General features: G+C 64.1%; 14 protein-coding genes. 12 read left to right on the forward strand and 2 right to left on the reverse strand.

What is annotated here, in order from left to right; all coding sequences use genetic code 11:
- Positions 1 to 893 precede the first annotated feature (893 nt).
- The 3 genes from HG800_RS01125 to HG800_RS01135 all read left to right on the forward strand — a co-directional run bounded on the left by HG800_RS01125 (position 894) and on the right by HG800_RS01135 (position 5,546).
- Entirely contained in the window at positions 894 to 3,419 is a 2,526-nt protein-coding gene (locus tag HG800_RS01125; protein WP_169972801.1) for a PSD1 and planctomycete cytochrome C domain-containing protein, read from the forward strand.
- Between the two features lie 86 nt (positions 3,420 to 3,505).
- On the forward strand, positions 3,506 to 4,969 hold the full coding sequence (locus tag HG800_RS01130) for a DUF1501 domain-containing protein (RefSeq protein WP_169972803.1): 1,464 nt from the start codon (positions 3,506 to 3,508) through the stop codon (positions 4,967 to 4,969).
- A gap of 91 nt (positions 4,970 to 5,060) precedes the next feature.
- Complete coding sequence (locus HG800_RS01135) at positions 5,061 to 5,546, forward strand: GNAT family N-acetyltransferase (RefSeq protein ID WP_169972805.1); 486 nt, start codon at positions 5,061 to 5,063, stop codon at positions 5,544 to 5,546.
- A 100-nt stretch (positions 5,547 to 5,646) separates the two neighbouring features.
- Here HG800_RS01135 and HG800_RS01140 read toward each other — a convergent pair whose 3' ends face one another.
- Positions 5,647 to 7,230: a hypothetical protein gene (locus HG800_RS01140; RefSeq protein ID WP_169972807.1), complete on the reverse strand. Its 1,584-nt coding sequence runs from the start codon at positions 7,228 to 7,230 to the stop codon at positions 5,647 to 5,649.
- A 451-nt stretch (positions 7,231 to 7,681) separates the two neighbouring features.
- On the opposite strand from HG800_RS01140, the gene HG800_RS01145 reads away from it, so the two are divergent.
- The 5 genes from HG800_RS01145 to HG800_RS01165 all read left to right on the forward strand — a co-directional run bounded on the left by HG800_RS01145 (position 7,682) and on the right by HG800_RS01165 (position 16,639).
- Complete coding sequence (locus HG800_RS01145; RefSeq protein WP_235963178.1) at positions 7,682 to 9,595, forward strand: M20/M25/M40 family metallo-hydrolase; 1,914 nt, start codon at positions 7,682 to 7,684, stop codon at positions 9,593 to 9,595.
- Positions 9,596 to 9,872: 277 nt separating this feature from the next.
- Complete coding sequence (locus HG800_RS01150; protein WP_169972809.1) at positions 9,873 to 10,961, forward strand: hypothetical protein; 1,089 nt, start codon at positions 9,873 to 9,875, stop codon at positions 10,959 to 10,961.
- Positions 10,958 to 12,073: an ABC transporter ATP-binding protein gene (locus HG800_RS01155; RefSeq protein ID WP_169972811.1), complete on the forward strand. Its 1,116-nt coding sequence runs from the start codon at positions 10,958 to 10,960 to the stop codon at positions 12,071 to 12,073. Before HG800_RS01150 ends, HG800_RS01155 begins: the two co-directional genes overlap by 4 nt.
- Before the next feature lie 16 nt (positions 12,074 to 12,089).
- On the forward strand, positions 12,090 to 13,751 hold the full coding sequence (locus tag HG800_RS01160) for a hypothetical protein (protein WP_169972813.1): 1,662 nt from the start codon (positions 12,090 to 12,092) through the stop codon (positions 13,749 to 13,751).
- A gap of 167 nt (positions 13,752 to 13,918) precedes the next feature.
- Positions 13,919 to 16,639 (forward strand): serine/threonine protein kinase, encoded by a 2,721-nt coding sequence (locus tag HG800_RS01165; protein WP_169972815.1) that lies wholly within the window; start codon positions 13,919 to 13,921, stop codon positions 16,637 to 16,639.
- Between the two features lie 30 nt (positions 16,640 to 16,669).
- On the opposite strand, the gene HG800_RS27870 is transcribed toward HG800_RS01165, so the two are convergent.
- On the reverse strand, positions 16,670 to 16,795 hold the full coding sequence (locus HG800_RS27870; protein ID WP_261345870.1) for a hypothetical protein: 126 nt from the start codon (positions 16,793 to 16,795) through the stop codon (positions 16,670 to 16,672).
- Between the two features lie 750 nt (positions 16,796 to 17,545).
- Between HG800_RS27870 and carA the strand changes: the two genes are divergently transcribed.
- The 4 genes from carA (at position 17,546) to HG800_RS01185 (ending at position 21,965) form a co-directional block, all read left to right on the forward strand.
- The gene (carA, locus tag HG800_RS01170) at positions 17,546 to 18,697 is read left to right on the forward strand and encodes a glutamine-hydrolyzing carbamoyl-phosphate synthase small subunit (RefSeq protein ID WP_169972817.1); all 1,152 of its coding nucleotides are present in this window, start codon (positions 17,546 to 17,548) and stop codon (positions 18,695 to 18,697) included.
- 125 nt (positions 18,698 to 18,822) lie between these two features.
- Positions 18,823 to 20,130 (forward strand): adenylosuccinate synthase, encoded by a 1,308-nt coding sequence (locus tag HG800_RS01175; RefSeq protein WP_169972820.1) that lies wholly within the window; start codon positions 18,823 to 18,825, stop codon positions 20,128 to 20,130.
- 80 nt (positions 20,131 to 20,210) lie between these two features.
- Complete coding sequence (locus HG800_RS01180; protein WP_169973436.1) at positions 20,211 to 20,975, forward strand: isoprenyl transferase; 765 nt, start codon at positions 20,211 to 20,213, stop codon at positions 20,973 to 20,975.
- 90 nt (positions 20,976 to 21,065) lie between these two features.
- The gene (locus tag HG800_RS01185) at positions 21,066 to 21,965 is read left to right on the forward strand and encodes a phosphatidate cytidylyltransferase (protein ID WP_169972822.1); all 900 of its coding nucleotides are present in this window, start codon (positions 21,066 to 21,068) and stop codon (positions 21,963 to 21,965) included.
- Positions 21,966 to 22,110 lie beyond the last annotated feature (145 nt).

Below are 22,110 nucleotides of genomic sequence, written 5' to 3' on the forward strand. Positions count from 1 at the left end.
CGAAACGAATTGAGGCAATTGCCGTAAACCTCAATCCCATTGTGAGAAGCATCGATTCCCCCAGGCGCACCGTCAGCGCACCCGACGGCGCACCGTCCGCGCACCCAAAATCGCAACGCCTGCAACGACGTTCCGCCCGACCCAACCACACCGATCCCCATCGCCCGATTGCCGAAACGAACCGAACCATTGGCCTCAACCGTCAATCAGGAAACGAGATACGACTCGACCCCGCAGCGCACCGACGGCGCCTCGAGCCGCCCATCCGAACGCGCACCGACGCAGACCCTCATACCGCTTCCCGTCCCAATGGTTGGGCATCCTTTCCTCGATCTCCCGACAACTCCGGGTGCCCCGGGTTCCGCGCCAGCGGACCCCGGGCGGAGCCGCATGAGCCAGCCACCCCCTGGCCTCGGATCCGCTGGCGCGGAACTCGGGGCACCCAGAGACCAGCCATTGGGACGGGAAGCAGCACGCGGCGGCGGTCAGACTCACCAAACACGGCCAATTTCGGGCGTCGCCCGCCATGCCGGGACGACCCGCCCGCACGGCTTTCCGCCTTGGGGCGATCTGGGCACGATCTCCCAAAACGAATGGGTCTGATCGACGTAACTCCTTTTCGGAGAACAGCAATTGCTCAGAAACCTTTGCGCTCCGACCAGCGCACCTCCAGCATGACACGACCCTCAACACTCCCAGAGGCTCACCATCCGGTACATCCGGCCGTTTCCCCTGAACGACGAGCGGCCCTCGACGCGACTGGCGATGCACTTCGAAAAAAGTCGATGAAGAATCGATCGCATTCCAGAGACCGATCTGATACGCTCAACGGTTGTTTGATCGTCCCCCCAGAGGGCAACGAACCGCTCCCGACCCCTGCGAGGTGTTCGTCAATGACCAGGGCCCTCCTCTCTCCCTCCTGCCGATTCCCGTCGTTCCCCTTCCTGATCGTTCTGGGCATTGGCCTCCTCTCCCTTCCTACCCCGGCCCGAGCGGATGACGCCGCCGACCGCGAAGGGCTCCAGCTTTTCGAGTCCCGGGTCCGGCCGATCTTGATCGACCGTTGCCAGCGCTGCCACGGCGAGGAGAAGCAAAAAGGGGACCTGCGGGTCGACTCCCTGGCCCATTTGCTCGGGGGCGGCCGGACCGGCCCGGCAGTCGTTCCGGGCGATCTGGTCGAGAGCCTCCTGGTCGAGGCCGTCCGCTACGAAGGCTTCGAGATGCCCCCCGACGGCCAGCTTCCCACCGAGGAGGTCGAGGCCCTCGTCCGCTGGGTCGAGCTGGGCGCCCCCTGGCCCGGTGAAGACCAAACCGCCGCCATCCGGGAAACGCCCGAGACCTTCACCGACGCCGATCGCTCCTACTGGTCCCTCCAGCCGGTCGCCGAGGTCGAACCTCCGACTGTCTCCGACTCCGGCTGGAGCCGCAACCCGATCGACCGGTTCGTCTTCGATCGGCTCGACGACGCCGGCCTTTCTCCCGCTCCCGAGGCCGACCGCCGCACCCTGATCCGTCGCGCCACCTTCGACCTGCACGGCCTGCCGCCGACCCCCGAGGAGGTCGACGCCTTCCTCGCTGACGACGCCCCCGACGCCTTCGATCGCCTCGTCGATCGCCTGCTCGACTCCCCCCGCTACGGCGAGCGCTGGGGACGCCACTGGCTCGACCTCGTCCGCTTCGCCGAGTCCGACGGCTACCGGGCCGACGCCTTCCGCCCCTTCGCCTGGCGCTACCGCGACTACGTCATCGACGCCCTCAACCGCGACCTGCCCTACGATCAGTTCATCCGCGAGCAGATCGCCGGCGACGAACTCGACCCGGAAAGCCCCGTCGGCCGCGTCGCGACCGGTTACCTCCGCCTCTGGGTCTACGAGTCGAACCAGCGCGACGTGGAAGGCCAGTGGGACGGCATCCTTGATGACATCACCGACGTCACCGCCGACGCATTCCTCGGCCTCGGCATGGGGTGCGCCCGCTGCCACGACCACAAGTACGACCCGATCCTCCAGAAGGATTACTACCGGCTCCGCTCCTACTTCGCGGCCGTCATCCCCGAGGACAACCTGAGCGTCCTGCCCGACGCTCCTGCCACCGGCGAGGCCGAGCGTCGAGCCGCCTGGGAAGCCCTCACCGCCGCCACCCGAGCCGAGATTGCCGAGCTGGAAGCTCGCCACCGCGAGCGAGCCGCCCAGTCCGCCATCGAGAAGTTCCAGCCCCACATGCAGGCTCTACTCCGCGACGACACCGGCAACCTCTCCCCCCGAGAGCAGCAGCTCACCACCCTGGCCTTCCGCCAGGTCATCATGGAGTACGACAAGGTCCCTAGCCAGCTCAAGGATGAGAAAGCCCGCTGGGAGGAACTCGTCGCCGAACTGAAGTCGTTCGACGCGATCCGCCCCGCCCCGGCCGATGTGGACGCCATCGCCGACGTCGGCCCGGTCGCCCCTCCCACCACGATCCCCGGCGACCGCTCGGGCGAGGACATCGCCCCCGGCATCCTCTCGATCCTCGACCCCGAGCCGGCCGAGATCGCCCCGCCCCCCGGCTGGCCCGACTCGACCGGCCGACGCACCGCCCTGGCGCATTGGCTGACCGACCCAGGCAATCCGCTCGTCCCCCGGGTCATGGTCAACCGCCTCTGGCAGTACCACTTCGGCAAGGGGATCGTCGCCACCAGCAGCGACTTCGGCCGCCTGGGAGAGAAACCCAGCCATCCCGAGCTGCTCGACTGGCTCGCCACCACCTTCATCGACGAAGGGTGGAGCCTCAAGTCCTTGCACCGCATGATGATGACGTCGAGCACCTACCGTCAGTCGTCGTACCGCGACGACCTCGAATCGTGCCAGGCCGTGGACTCCGAAAACACCTTGCTCTGGCGGATCCCCCCGCGTCGCCTGGAGGCCGAACCGATCCGAGACGCCATGCTTGCCGTCAGCGGCGAGCTGGACCTTGACCTTGGCGGCCCCAGCGTCCCGGCCGACGAGCCCCGCCGGTCCGTATACACCAAGTTCATCCGCAACGTGAAGGACCCCGTTCTTGGTGCCTTCGACATCGCCGACGGCTACCTCAGCACCGCCCAGCGGAACGTGACCACCGCCCCCACCCAGTCGCTCATGATGATCAACGGCGGCTGGACCTTGAAGCGGGCCGAGGCCTTCGCCAATCGCCTCCTTGACAACCCCGACCTGACCGACGCCGATCGCGTGCAACGGGCCTTCCGCCTCGCCTTTGCCCGGTCGCCCGACTCGGACGAACTTGCCGCCGCGCTGGCCTTCCTTCGAGGGCCTTCGACCGACGTCGACCTGATCGCCGCCGACCTCTCGTGCGACGACGGGACCGAGGCCCCGGCCGACCGCGCCGCCTGGGTCGACTTCTGCCACGTACTTCTCAACGCCAACGAGTTCCTCTACGTCGATTGACATCCCCGATTCCTGGCGGATCGGCCCCCAGTCGGTCCCGATCGGAATCCCCCCGACTCCTCCCCGCCGAGCCGAGAGGACGACTCATGCCCCGCCACTCTGAATCGCAGCCGAATCCGATCCCGCACCGGATCAACGCCTTGTCCCGCCGCGAGATGCTCCTCCGCGGCGGGGCCGGATTCGGGGCGTTGGGCCTGTCCTATCTGCTCGGCGGTCCCTCGGCCTCAGCCTTTGTCGACAGCCCGACCCTCCTGCCCGATGCCTCCGCCTGGAAGCGGCCCGACGGCGCCAAGAGTGTCATCTTCCTCTTCATGGAAGGCGGCCCGAGCCAGATCGACACCTTTGACCCCAAGCCCGAGGTCAACCGCTTCGCCGGCCAGTCCCTGCCGTCGAGCATCAAGCGGGTCATCCTCCCCATGGGAGAGATGGAATCTCCTCTGCTCGCCTCACACCGCACGTGGTCGCGTCGAGGCGAGTGCGGCATGTGGGTCTCCGACTGGCTGCCCCACATCGGCGAGTGTGCCGATGATCTGGTCGTCGTCCGCTCCTGCATCTCCGACGGCCTGAATCACGTCAACGGCGTCTGCCAGATGAACACCGGCTCGATCCGAGGGGGCCGCCCCTCACTCGGCAGTTGGGTGACCTACGGACTCGGAACCGAGAACGAGAACCTCCCCGCGTACGTCGTTCTCCAGGACCACGAACGAGCCACCGTTGCGGGCGGGCCTCGCAACTGGGGGGCCGGCTTCATGCCCGCCGTCTACCAGGGGACCAAGCTCGCGTCCGGTAACGAGCCGATCCCCGACCTCCTTCCCCCCGACGGCATCGACGACGCTCGCCAGCGCCGCAAGCTCGCCTTGCTCGACCAGTTTAACCGCCACCACGCCCTCGAACGTCCAGACCAGTCGGAACTCGACGCCCGGATCGCCTCCTACGAGCTTGCCTTCCGGATGCAGGCCGAGGCTCCCGAGGCGGTCGACATCGACTCCGAGTCCGAGGAAACGAAGCGTCTTTACGGCCTCGACCGCGAGGAAACCGCCACCTTCGGCCGGAACTGCCTGCTCGCCCGCCGCCTGGTCGAGCGGGGTGTCCGCTTCATCCAGCTCTACCACGGGGCCGGCAGCAAGTGGGACGCCCACACGGGCATCGAGAAGAACCACACCGAGAATTGCCGGTCGATGGATTACCCCGTCGCCGGCCTGATCAAGGACCTTAAGCGCCGCGGGTTGCTCGACGAAACCCTCATCGTCTGGGGAGGCGAATTCGGCCGCACCCCCATGTCCGAGAAGGGGGACGGCCGCGACCACAACCCCTACGGCTTCACCATGTTCATGGCTGGGGCCGGTCTTCAGGGTGGGCGCGTCATCGGACAGACGGATGACTTCGGCCTGCACGCGATCGAGGACCGCATCCACGTCCACGACCTGCACGCCACGATCCTCCACCTGATGGGCCTCGACCCCGACCGCCTCGTCTTCCTCCACAAGGGCCGCCCTGAACGGGCCACCCTCAACGAGGGGGTCGTGGCCGATCGCGTTGTATTTGGTTGATGGGTTCGATCACGACCTCCTGCCACTGGACCGACACCTCCTGGCCGGGCGACCGGGTCCCGATCCGCCGATCCCGCGACCGCGGCCTGCCATGACTGACGTCGTGGTAAGGCTGCTCAATCGATCTGATGCTCCCCTCTTCGAGAAGGTCGCGGACGACGTCTTTGATGCAGAAATCCAGGCCGATCTCGTCCGGGAATTCCTCAATGATCCCCGTAGTCTGATGTCCGTGGCACTGCACTCGGGCGTCATCGTGGGCATGGCATCGGCCGTGATCTACGTCCACCCGGACAAGCCGCGTCAACTGTTCATCAACGAAGTTGGCGTGGCCCCGCCCTACCAGCGCCGAGGGGTGGGCAGACGGCTCGTCTCCGCGCTCCTCGATCGGGCTCGCGAGCTGGGCTGCTCGGAGGCCTGGGTGGCTACCGAGGTCGAGAATCACCCTCCTCGATCGCTCTACGAGGCACTCGGGGGCGTCGAAGATTCCCCTCCTGCGGTGCTCTACCTCTTTGATCTGACTCAAGAGGATCGATCTGAGGAAGGTCCTTGTGAGGGAACAGGACCTGACGGCTCCTGAGCATTTGCTGATCGCGTCAGGCCAAAGTACACAGCACACAGACCTCGCCGATCGCAAAGATCGGCGAGGCCTGTTGTGAATGCAGCGGTAGGACATCTCGTCAGAAGGGGGAGTTGGCCTCAGCCTCCTGGCGGCGTCGCTCAAACTCCTCGGTGCCCGGCAAGGGAACGGTCGTTCCTTCGGGGTTGAGCAAACGTTCAATGGCTGCGCGATCTGACGCCTCGACCACTCCCGGAATCGTCATGCCGTACGAGTATCCGAGTGAGCTGAGCAACCGGTCGATCGGCAACGGGCGAAGTCCCAGGCGGCGGGCCTGCTCGATCGCGTCGGTCCGAGTGGTCGCGAAGGCAAGGTCGTCGAGATTCATCTCCTGGACCGACCTCATGTTCGAAGGCGTTCGGATCGGATCCCGTTCGTCAATGATGTAGTAGCTGATCCGAGCGTTCAGCTCACCCTGTTCTTGACCAACCGAAGGGGTTGGCAGGTCATAGTCCACCACACCGCCAGCGGCCTCGATCAATCGCTTCAGGTCCTCGCGATCATCGACGCCATCGCGATTCATGTCGATCTTGCCGATCAGGGCGAAACGTTGCGGGCCGTCGGGGCTCCAGGCCGCCGAGTAAAGCTGGTCGCCGGTTCGCAAAGGATTATTCTTATCGAACTGTTCCTCGATCGTTGCTACCGTGTCTCGATCGCCGACTTCGATCAGCTTGATCCGAGCCTTCGGCTTATCGCTTGGCAAGCCTGGGGCATCGGCATCGAATACTGACAGGATCATCTGAGGACGGGCACCCATGCTCCGCGTCAGGTTGGTTCGTACCCGACGGGTCGAGTAGTCAACGAAGGTCACATATCCGTCCGCATTGTCCAGAACGACTTCAGTCTTTTCCGTCTGATCACGCCAGAACTTCATCTGTTCCAGGATGTCAGAAATTCGATCTTCGTAATCGTCCTTCTGCGAGGCCAGATTGGTCGTCAAGCGGTCATTCTGGACCCGAAGTTCCGCCACCTGACGCTGGAGCTGACTCAACTGATCACGCTGATCTTCGAAGAGACCTTCGTATTTTTGATGTTCGTTCTGGAGATCCTGTTGCGCGGCCTGAGCTGCTTGCTGCTGGCGGTTCAACTCGGTCTGGTTCACGTTGTCGACGTTTTCCAGTTGCCGACGAAGCCTGACATTGTCCGTCGCCAAGGCAGTGGCCAGACGAGACTGATTGGCAGTCAACGCGGCGAGCGTTTCGAGCGAACCTTTTAGTGTCGGAGTCAGGGTTGATTCATCGGTAAAGGTTTGAATCAGCCCGGTCAGATTTTCCCGGTAGCGAGCGACCTCGGTGCCGGTCGCGCCGTCGCGTTGCGCCTGGGAGATCGCCTCGTTCGCTGCGGTCAGTTGCTCACTGAGCGAGGAGACCAAGGCTTGCTGGTCCGTGTCGATCGTGGTCAGGACGGTTGCGGTATCAGACTGAACCTGATAACCGGCCCGATCGAGGACCGAGATCAAATTGTTATTTGCCTGGCTGGCCTTGGTGTTGGCCTGCGTTGCCTCGTTCCGAGCCGTGTTCCCTTGCTCGATCGCCTTGCTGTACTCTGAGTACAGGAAGTACGACGTCACCGCCAGGATCACCGTCAGTGAGACGAAGATCGCAACGGCGATTTTCAGTCCCTGCGATTCGTTGGCAGATGCCATGGATCAATATCTCCCGCCGGCCGGGCCGGATCCTCGGGGGTGGCCGGTCCAGGCTGTCCGCTGGTGCTTGGGATAGTCGAATGGGGTCGAAAGGCGGCGATCGCGGGATCATCGGACCGGATCGCGAGAAGAGAGGAGTATCCGAAAGAGCAATCACTTCCAGATTTTAGGAGCCGTTCCGGCCTCGGTCAAACCAACCACGAGCGGCTTGAGACCACTTGCCGTCCTGACCGGCAGGGTCGACACAGGCCGATCCGAGCCGACCGTGATGACTCGATTCGTTGGACGAGGGAACCCGCAAAAACGTTCCCGACGATTTCTCTTGCCCAGCTTCCGGAGGCCCTGGGGTTGGCAGGTCCCTTGACGCTCGCAAGCCGATCGACCGACAATCCCTTATCCCCCGGATGACCTGGTGCATTCCCCGTTTTGCTTGCCCTGATGGAACCGGCCAATGTCCCCAATCCTTCTTGCTTCGGTTCGAGCGTGCTCGCGGCCCCTGGCGATCGTTGTGCCCTGGGTCCTGTTGGTTGGGATGGTCGAATCGGCCCGATCTCAGGAACTTTACCCCTCGTTGGCCCGCATCAAGGCTGATGTCGCCTTCCTTGCCGACGATGCCCAGGAGGGCCGCTCCCCCGGTTCGGCCGGAATCGAGCGATCGGCCCAGTATATCGCCCAGGTCTTCAAAGAGGTGGGCTTGACCCCCGCCCCCGGCCTCGACGACTACTATCAGCCGTTCACCATCACCGGATCGGCCCGGCTCGGGCGCTCCCAGTCGCTGGCCGCGACTGTCGACGAGGGGGAGACGATCGACGGCCGCCTCAGGCGAGATTTCATGCCCCTGAGTATCGGCGGCGCCGGCGCCTTCGAATCGCTCCCAATCGCCTTTGTTGGGTATGGCATCACCACGCCCGACGGAGCCGAATTCTCCTATGACGATTACGCCGGGATCGATGTCGAGGGTAAGGTCGTCATCCTCCTCCGACGCGCTCCGAAGTACGACGAACCCGGTAGCCCATTCGCTCCCGATGGTGCCCGCCCGGTCGACGTTGCCACCTTCCGCCACAAGGCCATCAATGCCTTCCGCCACGGGGCCAAGGCGGTCCTCATGGTCAACGACGAGGCAGGCTTGAAGGGCGAGGAGGACGAACTCCTTCTCTTTACCTCTGCCGGAACCGAGCGCTACACGACCATCCCCTTCGTCATGGCCCGACGTGCCTTTGTCGATCAACTGCTTAAGGCGGCTGGCGCTCCGCCCCTTTCGGAACTCGAAGCTCAGATTACGGCCGAAGCCACTCCCAAACCTGCCAGCCGATTGCTTGACAAGGTCGCCCTGACCGCCTCGATTGACGTGGAACAGCCGACCATCGTGGCCAAGAATGTCATCGGTGTGCTCGAAGGTGCCGGCCCGCTGGCCGACGAGACCGTGGTCATCGGCGCTCACTACGACCACCTCGGCAAAGGGGGGGCCGGATCACTCGCTCCCTTCTCCTCCGACATCCATAACGGGGCCGACGACAACGCCTCGGGAACGTCGATGATGCTGGAAATGGCTCGACGCCTGGCCGCCCGCCCCGATCCGCTCCCCCGTCGCGTGGTCTTCATGGCCTTCTCGGCGGAAGAGCGTGGGTTGCTCGGTTCACGGTTCTACGTCGAGGATCAGCCGCTGATTCCGCTCGACCAGACGGTCTTCATGTTCAACTTCGATATGGTTGGCCGGTTGAATGAAAACCGCCAGTTGACGGTCTTCGGCGTTGATTCAACCCCTGGCCTCCGGGAACTGGTCACGGCGATCGGCTCCTCGCACGGGCTCGACCTCCGTCCCAATGCCCAGGTGGCCGGCAACAGCGACCACGCACCATTCTATGAGCGAGGCATCCCGGTGGCCTTTCTGTTCACCGGAACCCACCGCGACTATCACCGCCCCAGCGACACGGCTGAGAAGGTCAATTACGAAGGGATGGCCCAGATCGCCGACTACGCCGAATTGCTGCTTCTTGATGTCACCCGGCGTCCCGAGCGGCCCGTGTTCTCAGTCAGCGAGGAAGCCGAACCCGAGCCGCGGCGGATGGCCGCGGGCAACGGGGCTTCGCTTGGCACGATCCCCGATTATGATGAGAGCGTCGAGGGGCTTCGCCTCAACGGGGTCCGGGAAGGCAGCGCCGCCGCGAAGGCCGGTTTAACCGGCGGCGACATCATCATCGGGTTCGCCGGCAAGCCCGTCGGCACCATCTATGACTTCATGGAAGGGCTGAACGAGGCGAAGCCCGGCGACCGAGTGGCCATCGAGGTTCGCCGAGGCGACGAAACCTTGACGCTCGAAGCCGTCCTTGATGCCTCTGCACCCCGAGAAGGGCACGACGATTGATCGAACTGGCCGAAAAACGGCTGGGGCCATCCTGACCCCAGTCGTTCCAGAGACCGCATGGTTCCAGTTCCAGGAATGGCTGGGATCGCCATGCCCCAGCCTCCCACTTGTGCTTTTCATCAGTAATGTGCGAGGTGCTGTACGGTCGGCTCGAACACCGATCAACGTGTTGATCCACTGATTCGCTCTCGTCTCGATTCTCCGGCGATCGCGTCCTTTGGGGAACCGATCCCAGAACCGCCCCCTCATGACTCGAACCGGAACATCAACCCCGATCATGATTCTGCTGCCGGCCGTCATCCTGAGCCTCTCGGGATGTTCGGACGATCGGTCCCAGGTGGTGATCGCGACCCCCTGGGACCGCACAACCTGCCGGCAGTTCACCGCCCTTCTTGCTCAAGCTTCCGGCGATCCAATTCCCGTGATCCGCTGGGTTCGTCTCGATCCGTGGGACGATCCTGCCCGCCTGATTGAGGCAGACCACACGGTCCATCTGCTCCTCGGCTGGCCGACCGCTACCCTTGCGGAACTCAACGATCGCGGACGTCTCGACCGGTCCGAAGCCGGGACATTCCGCTGCGTCGGAACCGAAGGTTCGGAACGGTTCCGATTCACTTCCCCGGATACTTCGGCCACGGCGATCCTCCCTGGCGATCCTCGGATTGACCCAGTTGCCCGTCGCCAGGTTGCCTCCCGACTGGCTCGGGGAGCGGGACGAACGGGTTACGCCTCCCTCATCGAGTCTGGCTTGTCGAGTGTCCACTCGGCCGAAGATCCTGCACCAGTTCGGGAGTCTGAAGGATTCAGCGTCGCGTCGATCGCCACCCCAGTGCATCCCGAAGCCCGCGCGTTTCGTGACCGACTCCGCAAGCAATGGAACCACGAGCCGCTTGCATTGGGCAGAGGCTCGCCCGTGACTCCTTCCGTTCGGACGCTCTCTGCCGAGCTGATCGGGGCCACTCTCGTCGATGCGGAGACGGAACTGCATCGAGCCCGGGAGATCCTCAGGCAATGGCCCGATGCCGACGATGGGCGTTCCCTGCTCGTCGAGCCGCCGCTCTGGCCTCCCGACTCGATCCGAAGGCTGGCGAACGACCCGACGCGACGCTCCATGATCGAAACGCTGGCCGCCGCCCTGGTGGACGACCCCGAGTCGAGGGCCTGGCTGCTCGACTCCTGGCAGGCGCCCCCTCGCCCCGTCGATGGCGCCCTGCTGGACGCTCTGGCGACGGCCAATGAGGGCCGATTGCTCCGATCAACTCGCGTCTTGCCCTGGCTTCGAGCCGAGTGGACGGCCTGGGCTCGTCAGCGATACGCTCAGATCGCCCGGGAACTGGACGTTGGGGCCGAGGAGACTGCCCGATGAGCCGCCTCCTCTGCGAAGGGCTCTCGAAACGGTATGACCGGATCGCCGTGGTCGACGAGGTGAGTCTGGAGGTCAAGTCCGGGCAATGGCTTGCGGTCCTCGGTCCCCCTGGCTCGGGCAAATCGAGCCTCGCCCGGGTGATCGTGGGGCTCGACCGTCCCGATCGTGGCGAGATCTTCGTCGATGATCGCCTGATTCAGACGACCCGACCCCACGAGCGCGGCTTCGGCTACCTCGGGCCGTCGGAGGCCCTCTGGCCTCATCTGACGATCGCCGAGAACGTCGGTTACGGGCTTCGGGCGCGAGGGATTGCTCGGAAAGATCGACTCCGGAAGGTCGAGGAGGCCCTCACGACGATTGGACTCGAAACCCTGGCCGATCGGCTTCCCTCGGCCCTGGATGACCTGCAACGCCGGAGGGCCGAGTTGGCCCGAGCGATTGTTGACGACCCCCGCATCCTCATTCTCGACGAGCCGACCGGGCCACTCGACCCCCGCAATCGCCCGGCCTTTCGCGATGAGCTGCGACGGCTTCGGACCAGTTGGGATCGAACCGTCGTGGTCCTGACCCAGCATCGAGACGACGCCCTGGCCTTCTCCGATCGCCTGGCGGTCATGGACCTGGGTCGGATCGTCCAGGTCGGCTCATCCGAGGAGGTTTACGGCACCCCGGCCGATGCGTTCGTGGCTCAGTTGCTCGGGCCGGTGAACCTGTTCCAGGGGCAGGTGGCCGGGGCGTCGATGTCGGGAGAGCTGTTCGTTCGGACCACGATCGGCCGCCTCGTCGGCCGCCTGGCGACCCGCGCCGAGCCTCCGGTCGGCACGCCGGTCACGGTGGCCATCCGTCCCGAGTCGATCCGCCTGGGTCCAAACCTGCCGGTCGATGCCAATCGGTTTCAGGTCACGGTCGAGCGGCAGGTGTTTCAAGGGGCATTGCGCTCAGTCGACCTGCGAGGCCCCGGCGACTGGCCGCTTATGGCCTCGGCGCTTCATCCGCAGGCCCCCGACCTCCGCGAAGGCCAGCCCTTGACCGTTGCCGTGGCCCCCGATCATGTCGTCGTCCTGCTCGGTCGTTATGCGACGGTCCCGAAGCCTGGCGAGCCGGTCTCGTGATGCCGAGGAGGGGCCGATGACCCGAATCGTGAGGCTCCTCGGAGCCCTGGTTGCTGTCGCCCTGATCGTCGTGCCGGGGCTGAGTCTCCTCCTGGCCTCGGTCCTCACCGTCGAGACCGCGGACGTCCCGAGCGTGACCGTCGTCCACTGGGGTTTGACCCTTTCTGATCCGTTCGTGCGCGACTGCCTCAGGAACAGCCTGGCGATCACCGGAAGTGTCGTCGCGCTGGCCACGATTTCGGGCATCATCCTGGCTCGCATTGCCTGGGGATGCCGAGGATGGCGAGGGGCGGCGGCCTTGCTCCTGATTCGTTTGGGGGCCGGATGCCACCCGTGTGTGATGGCGATCGCCTGGCTGATGATCTTCGACAGGCTCGACTCCTCCGGCCAGTTCGTTCCACAATGGCTTGACGGTTCCCGAGGCCGATGGCTCCTGCTTGGCCTCTCACAGTTCGGGTTTGCCTCAGCCTGGATTGCCTGGTGGACTGGCCGAGCGCTCGACCGAATCGGGTCGGAATGGCTGCGGGTGGCCGCGTGTTCCGGAGCCAGCCGCCGATGGCTCTGGCGGACCTCGATCTGGCCGTTGATTCGGCCGACCGTCGCTCGGGTCTCGGCTTCGGTCTTCGTGGTGCTCCTGATCGAGCCGGGGGGCCCCCTGGTGCTCGGTCTTCGTCGAACGCTGGGCGCTCAAATTGTCGGATCGCTCTGGATGACCTCGCGAGGTGATGCCCCTCGGGCCGCGACACTCGCGGCGCTGGCCGTTGGACTGTCGGTGCTGGTCCGAGTGGCCTTGAGGCGATGGGGAGGCACGGACCATCTGGCCTCGATCCCTTCTTCCCCCGCAGAGCCTGCTGCGTCGATGGTTTCGCAGGGTCGTTTCCGGTCGTTTCTTGCCCTCCTCGTGATCGTGATGTGGACCACGATCGCGCTGGGTCCGGCCGCGACCCTGGCAATCGAGTGGGTCCGCTCGGTGGAATTCGGTGATTGGTCAATGGCCTTGCATGATGCCTGGCATGGCCTGGCCCCGATTCTCGGCTGGTCGTGCGCGCTGGGAGGGGCCTCAACGCTGCTTGCAATGGCCCTCGCCTGGCCGCTCTCGGCCTTCCATCGCGGTGATGTTGCGCTGGTTAGCCTGAACGCGGTGCCTCCGCTGACAATTGGCGTCGGCTTGCTCGGGCTCTGGCAGATTTCCCGGTCCTTGACCGGTGAATCGCCGATCGTCGAGGTCCTCAGCCGAGTTGGTCAGCAGATCGACCCCTACCATGCACCGTGGCTCCTCGTGACCTGGGGAACGGCCCTGGTTCATCTGCCCTGGGCGGTTGCGGCTGCGCGATCGGCCCGATCCATCGATGCGCCGGCACTTCACGATGAAGCCCGAATGGCGGGACATCGCATGGCCGTTCGCCGGACTTTGGTGTTCTGGCCAATTGGGCTACGTCGCTGCGTGGTTCCTGCCCTGGGGCTGGCCCTGCTGGCGGCCTCGGGTCTGTCACCGGGCCTGGTATTGACGCCATTGGAACCGTTCCGGCCGATTGCTGCCTGGGTAGTTCGAGACGCAATGAGCGAGCCGATCGCAGGTCCGGAGGTGCTTCTGGCGTTGTTGGCCTCGATGCTTGGTGTGTTTCTCTTGCTGCGCCCGGATCGGGCTCCCGAATCGCTCGCCATCCTCCGGAACTAAGCCGCCGCTGATCGGACGATCCGATCGGTTCGGAGTTTGTTGATCGGCAGTTCCGGGTTCATCTCAACCTGCTCGTTGATCAGAATAACACCTTGCGTATGATGTGTCTTTGGTGGTCGCTTCACGTTTGGGTGCGACGGTTTCTTATGTAGATGTCGAGGTGTGCAATGAATGCCGATCGAGATCTCCATCTCTTGGTGCTGGCGATTCAAAAGCATGTCATCGACCCGTGCCGGCTCGCACAGGTGCTTGCCGACTGGACTCCCGAGGAACTGAAGGACGGGGTCATCTCCTTCCTTGTCAGACAAGGAACCCTTTCCCCCGATGACCTGCATCGCCTGGAATTGATGACCACCCAGAGCGATCCTCACGAATCGGCCGAGACGGCATCGATCCCCCTTGGCTCGCTCCCCGTCAACGCGGACGCAACGACCCGGGGAGAGCCGCTTTCGGGCAGTGAGACCGTTCCCTTCGATTCCGGGAGTGAGTCTTGCGAATCGAATCAGAACGGCGAACCGTTTGTCCCTCCTCAGCGTTTCGAGATTCTTGGACTGCACGAGACTGGCGGGCTGGGCCTCATCTGGCGGGCCAGAGACAGGGTCATCGGCCGAGAGGTCGCGCTCAAGACCTTGCGTCCTGATCGGGCGGGGACCGAGCACGCCCGATCCCGGTTCGTTCGAGAGGCTCAGGTCACGGGCCAGCTGGAACACCCGAGCATCGTGCCCCTCTATGACCTATCCAGCAGCGGGAACACCCCGTTTTATGTGATGCGGTTTATTTCCGGTCGGACCCTTTCTCAGGTGGCGACGGATTACCACCACCGCCGAAAGGAAGGCCAGGTGAAGCCGCTCGATCTGGTGAGCCTGCTCGATGCCTTTGTCGGCGTCTGTCGCGCGGTTGCCTTCGCGCATCGACACGAGGTCTTGCACCGTGATTTGAAGGGACAGAATGTCGTCGTCGGTGAGTTCGGCGAGGTCTTCCTCCTCGACTGGGGACTGGCCAAACAGGTTGGCGAGGTGGGCGATCTGAGTGGGACCGCGCCGAGCGAGGGCGGAGACAGTGGTGAGGATACCGCACCCGGCTCCGCCGTCGGCACCCCCGGTTACATGGCCCCCGAGGTCGCACGAGGAGCGGGTTCCACGAAGAAGTCCGACATCTACGGTCTCGGGGCGGTCCTTTACTCACTCTTGACCGGCAGGGCCCCCTACTCTGGTTCCTCGGTGAACCAGGTTTTGCGCAAGATCATCACCACCGATCCGTCCCCGATCCGGTCAATCCATCCCGAGGCCCCTGCCGCGCTCGAAGCCATTTGCAAGAAGGCCATGGCCCGAAATCCGGACGATCGTTACGACTCAGCCGAGGAGGTTTCCACCGAGGTCCGCCGCTGGCTCGCGGACGAGCCGGTGCATGCCTATCCCGAACCCTGGGGTGTTCGGTTTGCCCGTTGGGCCAGACGACGGAAAACCACGGTCATCGCGGTGGCCATTTTCCTGACCACCGCTGCGCTGGTGGCAGCCCTTGCGGCAATCTTGCTCTGGCAAGAAGAACAACGCACCGCGGCCGCGAAGGAACTCGCCGAGCAGAACGCCGAGCTTGCCCAGCGCGAGCAGCTTCGGGCCGAGCAAAACGCGCAGCGTGCGGAGGATGAACAACTCCTTGCCGAGCAAAACGCCGAACTTGCCCGGACCGTGAGTGCCGATGCCCTGGCCCTGGTCCAGGCGGTCGAGTGGGTTCTCGCCTCGACCGAGTCGTTACATCGGTTCCGCAAGGACTTGCTCGACTCCGGCAGCCGGACATTTCGCGATGAGCTCGCCCGCAATCCTGACGACACCACCACCGTCTCTCAGGCGGCCGATGTATTTCTCTACACCGCAAACGTTTTCCGCCTGGAAGGGAATGATTCCACTGCGGATGCGCTGTATCAGGAAGCGGCCGAGCTGCTGAATCAACTGATCGCCGCCGATCCCGCCGACCCCGCCCCGCGCTTGCGGCTCGTCAATACCCTCAAGGATTGGGCGGTCCTCCGCTCCCGCACGGGCCCTCAAGCCGAGGCCAATGCCCTGTACCAGCAGGCGATGGCCGCCCTGGAGCCGCTTCGAGGGCCGGAGGACGAGCTTCCGGAGGTCCGGCGCTCGCTCGCCCGCATCCTACTCAATCAATCCGTCAGCCTGGAACTCATCGGTGATCAACACGCTGCGCTGAATGCCGCCCGTCATGCCACCGACCTGTTCGCCGAGTTGGTCGATCTTCCCCTGACTGGCCGACACCCGTACGATCCCTTGATGCTTGCCCGAGCCCTGACGCTCTCCGCCGCTCGTGAACGGGATCTTGGTCAGATTGAACGCGCCAAGGACATTCACGTTCAGGCCGTCCGGGCTTACGACGCCGTCAACAAGTCCACCCCTTACGGGATGACTCAGGCCGATGTGGCCTGGACGGTCGCGGTTTGCCGACTGGAACGAGGAAAGACCTGGGCACTCGACCGCGATCCGAGAGCCTGGGGAGCGCTCGACGCGGCCGTGAGTGCCTATGAGCAGCTCGCCGCGGGGTTCTCCTGGGTGATTGGCTATCCGTCGGGACTGGCCGATGCGCTCATCATCCGGGCCGACGCCAAGGCTGCTGTTGGGTTTCCCGATGCTCGTGACGATTACGACCGGGCTCGAGCGGTTGCCGAGCGCCTGGTCGAGCAACAGCCCGACGTTCCACGGTATCGGAGTTTGCTCGGAAATAGCTTGATCGGCCTGGCAACCACAGTTCGTCACGATCCGGAACGACGAGATGAATTCCTGCGATTGGCTGAGGAACATCTTGCCAGGGCCGTCCTGGCCGATCCGGATGCCGTCGACGATCGGACAGCGTTGGAGAAGGTCCGAGCGGCCCGGAATTGAATCAGAGTTCAGCCTGAGCTGCACCGGGGATCATGGTTCGTCGTCGTCATAATAGTCGACATTGATGGTCGCCTCGGGTGGGTCCACGGTCACATTGCTCAGGGTGATCGTGATGATCCCGTCGGTCGGGTCAATTACGGCCGGGGGCGGGGGCACGATTGATTTCGGCCTCTGGGCTGGTGGCTCGGACTGGGGGCTCGGATGAGGTCCCGATTGGCGACCACTCGACCGGATGGCCACGACGAGGGTTCTTGAATCTTTCGGGAAGATTCTCCCGGAACCGACATGCCAGTTGCAATTGTTTCCGGTGGCTGCGGTGACCCTACTCGTTGTCTGGTCGTACCATCCGTCGGTCGGCCCCGTGATCGAAAAAAAGGACCACTTGCCATTTCTCGGATTCGCCGCTGCTCGAACACTCAGAGACATGGGGACGAGCTCCTTGGTGGGTGATTCGGGGGTCGCTCTGGAAATCGAACACTTCAGCGCGAGCTCTCGTGCAAGGTTCAGCAACAATCCCCGACCCTTGCTTTGTGGCCTCGACCGAGTCAGCAAGCTGGAACGAGTGAACCGTGAGGGTGTTGTCTCCCTGGTCAGGAACACACTGGAAACGCCCTCATTCGTTCAAGGGCAATCTCATTGGACAGATCAACACCGAAATCTCGCACACAGGATACCACTCTGGTGCAACCTTGTTTCGCTGTGATTCTGTGACCATGGGATCGAATCGGCTCATGGATCGCGTGAGACGGGCGTTGTCCTGCCTCTTCGGTTGACCCTCCCGACTCGATTTCTCCCGATGCCTGCAACTCCCCTGGCCTCCTGGCCCGTCAGACTGCTACGATGATCCGAGACGCGAGGCGATGTGCAATCTGCTCGGGAGAGTTCGACGGGAGTCACGCGACGGCAATGGGCATTGCGAAACTGGCCTTGGAAGATGGGACGGTGTACACCGGCCGGTCCTTTGGAGCATCGGGCGAGATCGACGGCGAGGTCGTCTTCAATACGAGCATGACCGGCTATCAGGAGATCCTCACCGATCCGTCCTATCACGGCCAGATCGTTGCGATGACCTATCCCTTGATTGGCAACTACGGAGTCAATGCCGAGGACGAGGAAAGCGCCCGCCCCTGGGTCCGCGGTTTCGTCGTTCGCGAGCTGAGCCGCCTGGCCAGCAACTATCGATCTCGGGAAGACCTGCCGAGCTACCTCGCCCGGCATGGCGTGCTCGGCGTGGAGGGGATCGACACCCGGGCCCTCGTGCGACGGACCCGGGAGGTCGGCGCCATGAAGGGCTTCCTTTCCTCGACCGACCTTATCGACGACTCGCTCGTGGAAAAGGCCCGGCGCAGTCCTGGCCTCGTCGGCCGCGATCTGACCCGCGATGTGATGCCCGAATCGATCGCCCGCTGGGAACTTGGTTTCGAAGGCCCCTCGGCCGAGATCCTCCGAGCAACCGAAGGCTTGCAGACGCATCAGGCGACGACTCCTCATGTCGTCGCGCTTGACTTCGGCATGAAGCGAAACATTCCCCGCTTCCTGGTCGAGAGCGGTTGCCAGGTGACGGTCGCCCCCGGTTCGGCTCCTCCTCAGGCGATCCTCGAACAGAAGCCCGACGGCATCTTCGTTTCTAACGGCCCCGGCGACCCGTCGGCATTGGGATCGGCCATCGACTCCCTGCGGGCCTTGATTCGATCGGCGGCCGATGACCGTGGCGTGCCGATCTTCGGCATCTGTCTCGGCCACCAGTTGCTCGGTCAGGCGCTGGGAGCCCGGACCTTCAAGATGAAGTTCGGCCATCGGGGGGCCAATCATCCGGTCCGCGACGAACGGACCGGCAAGATCGAGATTACGACCCAGAACCACGGCTTCGCCATCGACGCCGACTCGTTGCCGAAGGAGGTCGAGGCCTCGCACCTGAACCTCTACGACGGGACGCTGGAGGGGCTTCGCCATACCCGATTGCCCGTCTTTGCCGTCCAGTATCACCCCGAGTCGTCGGCCGGCCCCCACGACAGCGGGCACCTGTTTGGTGAGTTCCGTCGCTTGATGGACCGCTGATCCGATCGCCCCTCCTTCAGCCATCGTTCGGGCGAATTGCTTGACGGATCGGGTCCGCATTCGTATCGTATTCCCTTTGCTCCGTAACGCGTTACGCGAAAATGATCTTCATCAGGAGGATGGCCGTGCCATCGACGTGCGTCGTGGGGTTGCAGTGGGGTGACGAGGCCAAAGGGAAGATCGTCGATGCCCTCTGCGACCGGCATGACATGGTCGTCCGCTACCAGGGGGGAGCCAACGCCGGCCACACGGTCGTGACCGGAGGCAAGACCTACAAGCTCTCGCTCCTGCCCTCGGGCATCCTGCGAGAGGGGATCACCTCGGTCCTCGGCAACGGCCTGGTCATTCATCCGCCCACCTTGCTGGAGGAGATCGAGCGACTGGCCGGTCAGGGGATCGACGTGAGCGGCCGCCTTCTCGTCGGCGACCGTGCCCACGTGATCATGCCCTACCACCTCGTTGAGGAACGCCTCACCGAGGAATCGACCGAGGCCGCCGAACAGCTCGGCACGACCCGTCGCGGGATCGGCCCCTGCTACCGAGACAAGGTTGGGCGGGTCCACGGCATTCGGATCGCCGACCTCTATTATCCCGACTCGTTCCGAGAGCAGGTCCGCCGCGCCGTCGAGTTCAAGAACCGATCGCTCGCCGCGCTCTTGCCTGACTTCACCCCCCTCGATGCAAAGGCCATCACCGAGGAATACTTGACCCTGGCCGATCGGATGCGCCCCTATGTCGGCGATGCCACCGACCGGCTTCACCAGGCGATTGGTTCCGGCAGCCGCCTGCTGTTTGAAGGGGCCCAGGGGACATTGCTCGACATCGACCACGGTAGTTACCCTTATGTGACCAGCTCCAACAGCAGCGCCGCGGGCATCTGGTCCGGCTCGGGGGTTCCGGCTCGGCACGTTGACCGCTGGATCGGCGTGGTCAAGGCCTACACGACCCGGGTCGGCGAAGGCCCCTTCCCGACCGAGCTGCACGACGAAGTCGGCGAGCGCATCCGCCGCGTGGGCCGGGAGTTCGGCACCGTCACCGGCCGCCCGAGGCGTTGCGGATGGTTCGATGCCGTGGCGGGTCGCTATACGGCCCGTGTCTCCGGGTCGACCGAGCTGGCCGTCATGTTGCTCGACGTGTTGAGCGGGATCGACCGGCTTCGCGTCGCGGTCGCCTACGAGGACGAGTCGGGGGCCCGCGTCTCGGCCTTTCCCGCTCACCTCGACCGCCTGGCCGAGTGCCGCCCGGTCTTTCAAGAGCTTCCCGGCTGGTCCGAGGACATCTCCGGGGTGCGCTCCTGGGCCGATCTGCCCGAAAACGCCCGACGCTATGTGCAGTTCCTGGGAGAACAACTTGGCGTTCCGGTGCGTATCGTCTCGGTCGGCCCGGATCGCGACCAGACGATCTGGATCGATCCCTCAACCGACCGCTCATGACCGAGTTCCCCGGCCGTATCCGGGGATGGAGCACGCCTCGCGTGAGCACTCCGACCGCGACCTCAAAGGCGATCGCGACCATGACCGACCCCAAGGTCCTGCCTCCCGAGCAACGACCTCGGCACGTCGCCATCATCATGGACGGCAACGGCCGATGGGCTGAAGCTCAGGGGCTTCCCCGGATCTTCGGCCATCGCTCCGGCATCCGGAGCGTCCGATCGGTGGTCGAGGAAGGCTGCCGAATTGGCCTGGAGCAGATGACCCTCTACTGCTTCTCCAGTGAGAACTGGAAGCGGCCGAACCGGGAACTGCGTTTCCTGTTTCGCCTCCTCCGGCACTTCCTCATCGTCGAACGCTCCGAATTGATGGAGCAGAATGTCCGCCTGACGATGATCGGCCGCCGTGACGGCTTGCCCGGCGACGTCCTCGACGAGTTCGATCGCACCGCCTCTATGACCGCGACGAATCCCGGCATGACCCTCTGCCTGGCCGTGAACTACGGCGCGAGGGCCGAGATTGCCGAGGCCGCCCGACGGATCGCTCAGGATGCGATTGCCGGGCGGCTTGATCCCGATCGGATCGACGAGGCGACCTTCTCCGGCTACCTGACGACCGCCGGTATGCCCGACCCCGACCTCCTGATCCGCACCGCCGGCGAGCTTCGGCTGAGCAATTACCTGCTCTGGCAGATTTCCTATGCCGAACTGTATATCACCGAGGTTCTCTGGCCTGACTTTCGGGCCGAACATCTCCAGCAAGCTGTGCTGGACTACGCCCGCCGCCAGCGGAAATTCGGGGGCTTGCCCGGCCGGGCTCCTGCCCCGGAGCCCACTCCCATCGGCTGATTCTGGGTTGCTTGAGCGGCGTCCGTCGTCTCGGCCTGCCTGGCCATCGCGTGAGCAAGGATTCCGAGTGATGACGACTTCGGTGGTATCATGCTGCTGACCCGGTTGCTGATTGGCCTTCCGATGGCGGCAGGGTTTGTGGCCATCCTGCTGGTCGATACCCTCTATCTGGCCCCCTGGTTCCCCCTCTGGCTGGTGGCAATGCTGGTGGCGATGGGTCTGGCCGCTCGAGAAATCACCAGCCTGTTCGAGCAAACCAGCGCCCGGCCCGATGGGGTCGTCGTCTTCGGAGGCGTCTTGGTCGTCGTCCTCTCGAACTGGGGGCCGCATGTCTCCCGAGCGTTAATGGACCTCGACTCCCGCCCCGGAGCCGCCGTAGAAGCCTTGGCCTGGCCGCTCTGGGCGTTCGTGGCCGTGGTGATGACCACGTTCATCACACAAAGTGCCCGGTTCGAACATCCCGGCGGCTCGATGGCCATGATCTCCGGCACGGTCCTGGCCGTAGCCTATGTCGGCCTGCTCGGCAGTTTTCTGGTCCAGATCCGATGGCTCGAAAGCCCGTATCAAGGGCTCGTCCCCCTGGCGGCACTGGTGGCAACAGCCAAGGGGGCCGACATGGGAGCCTATTTTGCCGGTCGGGCCGCGGGGCGGCACAAGCTCTGGCCCCGCCTCAGTCCGAATAAGACCATTGAGGGGGCGATCGGCGGTCTGATTCTTGCAGTAATTTTTGCCCTCATCGTATTTGCGCTGACTCGACTCCTCTTCCAGACCTCGGTCCTGAGCTGGCCGGCAGTCATCGGCTTTGGTGTGCTGGTTGGTGGGGCGGCTCAACTCGGAGACCTGATGGAGTCGATGATCAAACGCGATTGTGAGCGGAAAGATTCCTCGGCCACTCTGCCTGGATTCGGGGGGGTGCTCGATGTCCTCGACTCGTTGCTCTTTGCCGGCCCGGTGGCCTACGGCTACTGGCTGATTTTCGGACCCGCCTGAAGGGAAGGTCCTCCTGGGTACCGGTGCTCAGGAAGGACCGTTGCCTTCCCTGGCCCCGTTGTCCAATAATATGGTGAGATTCGGCGAGCCGGCTTTCTTGTGTTCAGAGCGTCTGGCATCGTCGCGTGGCAAGGTAGGAACTTGA

Source organism: Tautonia rosea (assembly GCF_012958305.1).
Classification (GTDB): Bacteria; Planctomycetota; Planctomycetia; order Isosphaerales; family Isosphaeraceae; genus Tautonia; species Tautonia rosea.